The 8,895-nt window shown below is 61.5% G+C and carries 1 protein-coding gene; it reads right to left on the bottom strand.

Features of this window, described 5'->3' with window-relative positions; all coding sequences use genetic code 11:
• A partial coding sequence (locus RUU78_RS13250; RefSeq protein WP_313917337.1) for an SDR family NAD(P)-dependent oxidoreductase occupies nt 1-8,428 on the bottom strand: 8,428 nt, incomplete at its 3' end.
• Nucleotides 8,429-8,895 lie beyond the last annotated feature (467 nt).

Here is an 8,895-nt window from a genome sequence, read left to right as displayed (position 1 = left end):
ACGACATCCGCCGCGGTCGAACCGCCCAACCCACGTACAGCGCTTCCCAGTCGAACCACAAACCCCTTACCCATAGCTCCAGCAGCTTCGTGTACTTGCCCTTCGCCACCCAGCCTGCCAGCGCCGAACGCAGATCCTCGTCGGCTTCGAATACCGACACCGCTTCCCTACCCTTCTTCACCTCTCCTGCATGGCAACCCGCTATGTCGACCTCGCCCGCTACGTATCGCGTCAGCTTGTCGCGCAATTCCGCCAACGTCGCCACCTGAACGCCCAGCCGGTGATCCATCGCCTCGCGGCCTGTCTGCAGTGTGTAGGCCAGGCTATGGAGCTCGAGGTGATCGCCATCGTCCACTGCCGACAACAGTTGCCGCGCCTGTACCGCCAACCGTTCTCTGCACTTCGCCGACAGCACGACGATGGCCGGTTCACTCTGCTGCAAAGACAGCGTAGGTAGCGGTCTTCGATCGGCGGCCCGCTGCTCGACGACGGCATGCGCATTGGTGCCACTGAAGCCGAACGAGCTGATGGCAGCCAGCCTCGACCCGTTGCCGTGCTCGGGCCAGGCTTTGAGCTGCGTATTTACATAGAAGGGACTGGCGGGGAAATCGATGTACTCGTTCGCTGCTTGCCAATTTATGCTGGGAGGCATCTGCCCCTTCTGCATGCTGAGGCAGACCTTGATCAGGCTCAGCACACCAGCCGCGGCGGCCGTATGACCGATGTTCGCCTTCAATGAACCGATGCCGCAAAACTGCTTGTTGCTGGTGAACTCCGAAAACGCCTGGCTCAGAGCGTGTGCTTCCACCGGATCGCCAAGCTTGGTCGCAGTCCCGTGTGCCTCGATGTACTGGATCGCCTCCACGTCGATGCGATGTTTTCTGTAGACCGCGCTCTCGAGATCCGCCTGTGCCATGAAACTCGGCACGGTGATGCCCGACGTTCGCCCATCCTGATTGGTGCCGCTACCGCGTATTACGCAGTAGATGTGGTCGTTGTCACGCTCGGCATCGGCGAGCCGTTTCAGCACGACGATACCAACCCCATCGCCAACGACGATGCCATCCGCCTCCCGGTCGAACGGACGGCAGCGGCCGGTTGGCGAGAGCATCCCGGCGTTGTACATGGACAGGAACGATCCCGGGTGGTTGAACACCGCCACTCCGCCGGCCAATGCGAGATCGATGTCGCCCGACTTCAGCTTCTGGCAGGCCAGATCAACCGCGACGAGCGACGAAGAGCACGCTGTGTTGATCGCCAGCGACGGCCCCTTGAGATCGAGAAAGTAGGACAACCTTGCCGCCAGGATGCTGTTGTCCTGGCCAAGCAACGAGAAGTGCGAGCTGTCGTGATGCACCGGAGCGGACTGCATGGCGCCCATGATCACGCCAACCTGACGACCCGCGAGCGAATCCGGCGCATACCCTGCATCCTCGATGGCGTGATAGCACTCCTCCAGCGCGATGCCCTGCACGACATCCATGAACTGCGCTTCCGCCGGGGAAATGTTGAAGAACGCTGCATCGAAACAACCCGCGTCAGCAAGAGCGCCTCGGCAGATTCGCGCGGCTACCGAATTGCTTCCAAACACCTCCAGCCACGACGGATCACGTACCTCGCTGATGCAATCCTGCGCGTTCGCCACCAGGTACCAGAACTCACGCTGAGTATTCGCTCCCGCGCAACGGCAGGACAAACCGATGATTGCGATATCGTCTTCGTGACGGACCAGCGGCACTACGCCGTTATCAACGCCAGCAGCCGATGAGGCAGGACGCCCGACCCGTGGCTCCGCACGTGCCAGCGCCAGCATTGGAGCCGTAGCCCCACTCACCGCCGGGGCAGGCGCGGATGCCACCGGCAATTTTTCTTCGCGCCGGCTCCCCACATAGTCTGCCAACGCTGAAAGGTTGCCGAACTCGAAAATAGCGCTCGTAGGCAAGCGCAAGTCAAAGCGCGCGTTGATCGCTTCCAGCAGCTCCACGGCATTGATCGAATCAATGCCAAGTTCCTGAAAACCGGTCTTCCCGGAAAAGTCGCCCTCGCGCAGCTGCAGGACGCTGCAGGCGATGCACTTGAGCTCGTGCAGGACGTCGCTGCTGGTTTCCCGACGATCCGTCTGTCCGCGCGACGCGTGAGGTGCTGGCCGACTACGGACCAGCGGTGCTTCGCCCTCGGCAACAGGCAGCGCAGAGGCCACCGCGCTCGTCGCGGCGGCAGGCGCGAATGCTGCGGACAACGGTATTCCAGGCCGGCTTCCCATATAGTTTGCCAACCCTTCGAGGTTGCCGAACTCGAAAATGGCGCTGGTGGGCAAGCGCAGGTCAAAGCGAGCGTTGATCGCTTCCAGCAGCTCCACGGCATTGATCGAATCGATGCCGAGTTCCTGAAAACGGGTCTTTCCGGAAAAGTCATCCATGCGCAGCTGCAGGATGCTGCAGGCGATGCACTTCAGCTCATGCAAGACGTCGATGCCGATTTCCTGGCGATCCGCCGGCCTTGTGCACGACGCGTCGACCGGAGACACGATGCGTGGGTGTGCGAAAGATCCGGACCCCGCGGAGACGCCGAGCAGGCGTTCGACAGCGCTTTGCCGGCCCGCCATGACCACATGCTGCGCGCGCGGCTGAGACAACAGGCGCTCCAGCAGATCGAGCCCTTCCTCGATCCCCAAGGCACGCTGCCCGGTGGTCTGGAGATAGCGGTCGAGAAACTGCCCGGCTCGCTGCGTCATGCCAGCCGCGTCCCACACAGGCCAGTGCACTACCAGAGTCCGGGTAACGTTCGGCTGCGCCGAGCGCCAGTTGCAGTAAGCCGACTGGAAGCGGTTTGCGACAGCGTAGTCACAGGACCCGAAGTCGCCGAGGATCGCAGCCGTAGACGAGAAGCAGCAGATGAAGTCGAGCAACTCGTTGCGCAGTGCGTCCGTCAGCGCCAGCGAACCACGCACTTTCGCCGCCAGTACCGCCTCGAAGCTGGCGGTATCATTGTCCAGCAACGAGCAGGGGTTCTCGATACCGGCTGTATGGAAAACACCTGCCAGAGGACCAAAGTAGGAGTTGATCGCATCAACCGCATCGCGCGTTGCGCCGTGATCACTGATGTCTACCGCCAGATAGCGCACCCGCGCCCCCAGCTCCTGTAGCTGGCAAAGCTTGGCGTGCCCCTGCTCGTCCAGCGCAGAGCGACCGGACAAAACGAGGCTTGCATTTTCCAATCGTGCCAGACGCCGGGCGACCTGGTATCCGAGTCCGCCCAACCCGCCGACGACCCAATAGGTGCCGCCACTTTTCAGCACGCGGGCGCCGTGCTGCAGCTCGACGGATCGAACGCGCAGCACATGTCGGACACCGTTGCGATAGTCGACGCTCTCTGTCGGTTGGCACTGCAGTTCCGAATGCAGCCTGTCAGCCCATGCCGCCATATCGACGGTCTGAGGCAGCCGTGTCACGGATTCGCAGATGACCGCGACTCGGGTCCGCGGCAACGACCGGCCGGCAGAGCGTTCGAAGCCGATCCAGGATTGCGCATGGCAGGTGGCGAGTCCTTCCTCGGGCTGCGCCGCAAGGAGGACGGCACTACAGCCGTAGTCGGCCGACCCTATCGCCTGCAGCAGGTGCAAGATGATCGCGCTCTCTTCGACGAGACCAGGTCTTTCCAGCGGCCAGAGGTAGAAGACCGCATCAATCGCGCCATGCCGCTGCTCAGTACGCGCAAACACTGACTCCAGGCTCTGCCGGCTCGTGTCGGCGACCCACTCACAAGGCGGATCGGAATCTGTCTGCAGCGGCGTACCGAGCGAGACGAAAATCACCTGCGTGGTTGGCGCGGCGCGCTGCAGGGACTGCCTGACGGAATGCTGGTGATCCGGATCGTCGAGGAAGCACACGATGGTACGCGGTTGTCGCGTGAGCGTCGGTGCGGCAAGCGCCGGCACCCAGGTCTCTTCGAACGTCCACAGATCCTGCCGATCTTCGCCCGATGCCGCATGCACGGTCGGCGCAGTCGATGCAGCGACCGCGATGGCGGGCTCGAATGCATCAGCCGCGCTGGCGCGGGTCAGGTGAGTGCGTATTCCGGATTTGCGCATCTGATCGAGTGCGTCCGGGTATCGAACCTTCGCCTGCCAGGCGGATACATTGAGCGCCAGGCATTCCTCGCGCGTCAGCGCCGCCTCTTTCCTGATCTTGAAAAGGCAGTAGCTGATCCAGCCTCTGACCAAAGCCATGGACTGGTTCGCGTATACGCGAAACTGGTCGCGCACGACCTGGGGCATCCCCACGGTATTGGCTTCGAAATCCGGATCGTGGGTGTAATTTGCAATCTGCGGAGAAACGTCGATCACTTCGTCGAGGACCAGGCCGCAAGTCGCCAGGATATCCATGAAATCACGGATCGTCGGAATGCTGACTTCGACGCTTTTGTCCTCGATCGCTCCTCGCAGATTGACCACGAAATCGGCCATGAGCAGCCGTCCGCCCGACTGGAGCGCTGCAGAAATGTTCTGGAACAACGCACGCTTTTCGTGGATGTGACAGGTCACCTCGACGGCGATGGCGAGGTCGTATTTCTCCGGGAAAGGGTCCGTTGCGCTGTTCTTGTTGAAGATTCGCACTCGTTCCGAAAGACCGAGCGCCGCAATGCGCTTGCTTCCGAGAATCGCCTGCTCCCTGGTGATTGTGAATCCATCGGCGCGCAGATGATCGTAGAATCCAGCCAGCTGGATCAGATCCGTGCCGTGCCCGCAGCCGATGTCGAGCACGCGCCGTATTCGCGCGAAGGGCTCCTGGTAGAAGAGAACGCTGCGCATCTGGCGCTGCCGTTCCTTTAAGTACTCGACCTCCTGCGGATAACTCGCAGGACTCAGCAGCACCCGGGTCATCGAAAACGATGGAATTCTTTCTTCGAACGGACAGAACGTCAGAAATTCCTCGTCGAAGCTCTCGTCGAAGTTTTCGGTGACCGAGGCATAGAACTCGGCGGCCTTGTTCGGAATGGGATTGGTGCCGGCGGGCTCTGCCCGCATTTCTCCCCAGCAACGCCGCTTTTCGAAGGGATATGTCGGCAGGCTGACGCGCGTGAACTGGCCAGTGGCAAACAGTTCCGCGTATTCCAGATCGCAGCCGATCGAGTAGAACCTCGCAAGCGTGTTCAAGCTCGCACGATAGTCACTGGCTGCCTGATGGATGCAATCTGCGAGGCAACGGACTCCCTCCTCGCGTGCCGTGCCGTGATCAAGGTCGGCGTCAACTTCTGCAGCGTGGACGTCTGCTGCATTTCCGGTTGCCAGCCACTCGCGCAATGACGACACCACGTCCCCCAACGTCCGGGCGACGCAGGCAAGCCGATGGTGGAGGTGTCTTCGCCCGACCATCAGCGTATACGCGACGTTTCCGCACTCGGCCTCCGGGTGGGTTTCAAGGAAGCGAAGATACTTTTCGACAAGTTCCCGAAGCTGCGCGCGTGTGCGCGCGGAAATTGCCAGCAGATACGCGGAATGCGCCACATGCGTGCGCGGTTTCACGGGCGCTTCCTCGATCACGAGGTGAGCATTCGTCCCGCTGAAACCGAACGAGCTGACCAGTGCCGCCCGCCGGGCTCCCGCCTGCGCCGGCCATTGGCGCAAACCGGCATTGACGAAGAACGGGCTGCTGTCGAGGTCGATGTGCGCGTTGGCCGTGTGGAAATGCAGCGACGGCGGAATCTGCGCGTGCTTGAGCGACAGCAGCACCTTGTGGACACTGGCGATACCGGCAGCCGTGATCGCATGACCGATGTTGGTCTTGATCGAACCGAGCGCACAGAACTGCTGCCTGGACGTGGCCGACCTGAACGCGTTGGTAAGCGCTCGCCATTCGATGGGATCGCCGAGCTTGGTGCCGGTTCCGTGCGCCTCGGCCAACCCGATGTCTTCCGGGTTGATCCGGAAGTCGCTGTACACGCTACGCTCGAGCCGTTCCTGCGAAAGCGAACTGGGCGCGGTTATTCCATTTGTGGCGCCATCCTGATTGATGCCGCTGCCGCGAATGGTTGCGTAGATGTGGTCGCGATCGGCGAGCGCATCGCTCAGTCGCTTGAGCACAATCACACCTACGCCCTCGCCTGGCACGAAACCGTTCGCACGGTCGTCGAACGCGTGGCAGCGCCCTTGCGGCGACAACATTCCGGCGCGCGCCGCCATACGATAGAACCGAGGCGTGCATTGCACATATACACCGCCGGCGATGGCAAGTTCTGTTTCGCCGCGCCAGAGCCCCTGGCAGGCCAGATGCACTGCAACGAGCGAACTGGAACAGGCGGTATCAATCGCGATCGCCGGGCCCTGCAGATTGAGGTGATATGAAATCCGCGCGGGAATGACCGACCCGGCATTACCCCAGAACGCGTGCGCCGGCACGGTGTCGTCGAACAGCTGCAGATAATCGCCTGTGCCGCATCCGACGTACACACCGCAGCGCGTGCCTTCGACGCCGGCGCCCGCATATCCCGCGTCCTCCAGACCCTTCCATGCCTCCTGCAGCAGAAGCCGTTGCTGCGGGTCCATGTACGCGGCTTCCATCCCGGATATGCCGAAGAACACAGGGTCGAACTCGTCGATGCCGCCGAGAAACCCGCCTCGGCGGCACATGTTCTGTCCGTCCGGCGGAAGATCCCAACGGCTTACTTCTTCTGTCAGATCGCGCCCAGCGGCCAGGTGCTGCCACAGCTCGTCGAGCGATTCCGACTGCGGATAGCGTCCGCTCATTCCGATGACCGCGATCGCTTCCGGCGGGCCCGCCTCGTCGACGACCGCGGGTTCGTCCGGAACGACGACGGGTTCGTCTGGAGTGATCTCTGGCGCGGAATCCTGTCCTGTCGCCACCCGTGCGGCGCGCTGCCGACGGACACCGGAATGCGCTTTGGAGCGTCCCGCCACATCGTCGAGTAGGACCTGCGCGCTGCCTGTGCCGCCGGATTCCGCGGATATGGCGCTGGCGACGGGGCGGTGACCCTCAAGGATATGGGAGACGAGCTTGTTTATGGTCGGATAGTCGAACAGCGTCGTCGTATGCAACCGAATGGACAGCGCCCTGTTGATGGCTTCAACAGTTCGCACGCCACTGATGGAATCGAAACCGTAATCCGCAAACGACCCGTCAGCATCGAACTCCTTCGTGTCGATGCTCAGGGCATCGGACAGTTGTTGGACGACCGTGCTTCGTACATGCCCGCTGATATCGCCGGAGGCTGTATTCGCGTCTGGCGTGGGGGCCGGAGTGGCAGCTTCCGGCTGACCGCTGACTACTCCGGGATCGGACCGGCGCCCGCGCGCAATGGCCGTTGTCTGCGCGCGCGTTCCTCGGTCTTGCCGCACCTGTCCGTCGCTCTCGGCGACAATGATGTGTTGTCCAAGTGCGCTCGATCGATGCGTCGGAAGCAGGACTTTCGAATATCCCTCGCTCTCCAGGATTCTTTTCCAGCTCGCCGCGGTCAGCGCCGGAGTTCCGGTTATGCGCTCGTTCTCGTCCTCGTAACGCCACCAGCCTTCGAGAAGTCCGAAGGTCAGATGACTGAATATACTGTGGGCGGTGATCTCGTTGATCAGCAGCAACCCGTTACGTTTGAGGGTAGCTTTCGCATTGCGCACGGTCATGCGTATGTTGCGTGTTGCATGCAGCACGTTGGCCGCGATCACGACGTCGTAGGCGCCGGTCTCGATGCCTTGCGCGGCTGGCGGTTGCTCGACATCGAAGATCTGGTACGTCAGATGCGGAAATTGCGGTCCGAACGTCTTCCGTGCGTGATTCAGGAATGCCGGGGAAACATCGGTGTAGCAATAGTTCTCTAGCGACGACAGATAGGGTTGCAGGCATTCGAACACCGCAGCACTCGTGCCGCCGGTGCCCGCTCCGACCTCAAGTATCCTCAGCTTTGTATCAGCACGATGCTTGAGCCTCGCCTTCACGTAGGCGAGCAGCGTGGATGCCAGCGCCGAGTTGAAATAGTCGGCAGTAGGATTGTTTCGATACAGCCCTTGCACGAGCGCCATCGACGACTCGGGAAACAGGACGTCCGTTGCGCGCGTCCGGCCGGAGAGGATCGCAGGTAGCGCGTGCAAGGTAGCGTCGAGCAGCGTCAGCTGCGCTTTGAACGCGGAATTGGCCTGCAACCGGATCTTCGTGGCTTCCCATTCGCGCCAGATGGCCTTTTCGTCTTGCGTGGAGCCCTCGGCGAATTCATACGTGTCGTCGGTCTGCACAAGAAGGCCGTTCAGCACGAGTGTCCGTAAGCTTTCGTTCGTCCACCGCGTGTACGTCGCTGGCATTGCAACGTCACTTTGCCACTTTGCGATGGCTTCGTGCGTAATCCTCGTCGTCGGCGAACCGATCGACACGCGCAGTTGCTCGCGAAGTATCAGCAGTGAAACAGCGTCAATCTTGTCGTTCATTGCTACTGCCTTTCAATCTCGGGTATTCGCGGCCACGCCTTGTCCGGATCCTTGCAGGCTGCTGTAGGACAGCCTGCGGGTTGTCAGCATGAAGTTGGCGCAGCGAAGCGGGTGCTAATTTCGCGTTATCTGTCGGAAGCGTATCCGCAGATAGGCCAGAACCACGACCTAAAGCACGGCCAGACCGAGTGGGCTGTTATTGATTTGTCCGTTACGGGCCACTGGGTAACCTCTGAATAGGGGCGGAATTTGGATTTGTGTTGTGCAGATCGGGGAGGAGACGCAGGAGCTGCGAGGGCTGGCTGAGCAATTGCCTGGGGATGGTCTGAACATGTCCTGGCACTGCCGCTCGTCTCCTCAGCACCCGATCTCCACAACCCCGCCGAACGCCTGCTACGCAGGCATTTGGCCGGTCCGGCCCGTTGGGCGTTCAGAGTGATCAGAACCTGCGGTTCTGAGCGATCACT

The sequence above is a fragment of the Tahibacter sp. genome (assembly GCF_032229445.1).
In the GTDB taxonomy this organism is placed as follows: domain Bacteria; phylum Pseudomonadota; class Gammaproteobacteria; order Xanthomonadales; family Rhodanobacteraceae; genus Tahibacter.
Note: the sequence above shows the minus strand (reverse complement) of the source record. Positions and strands in the feature narration are given on the sequence as shown.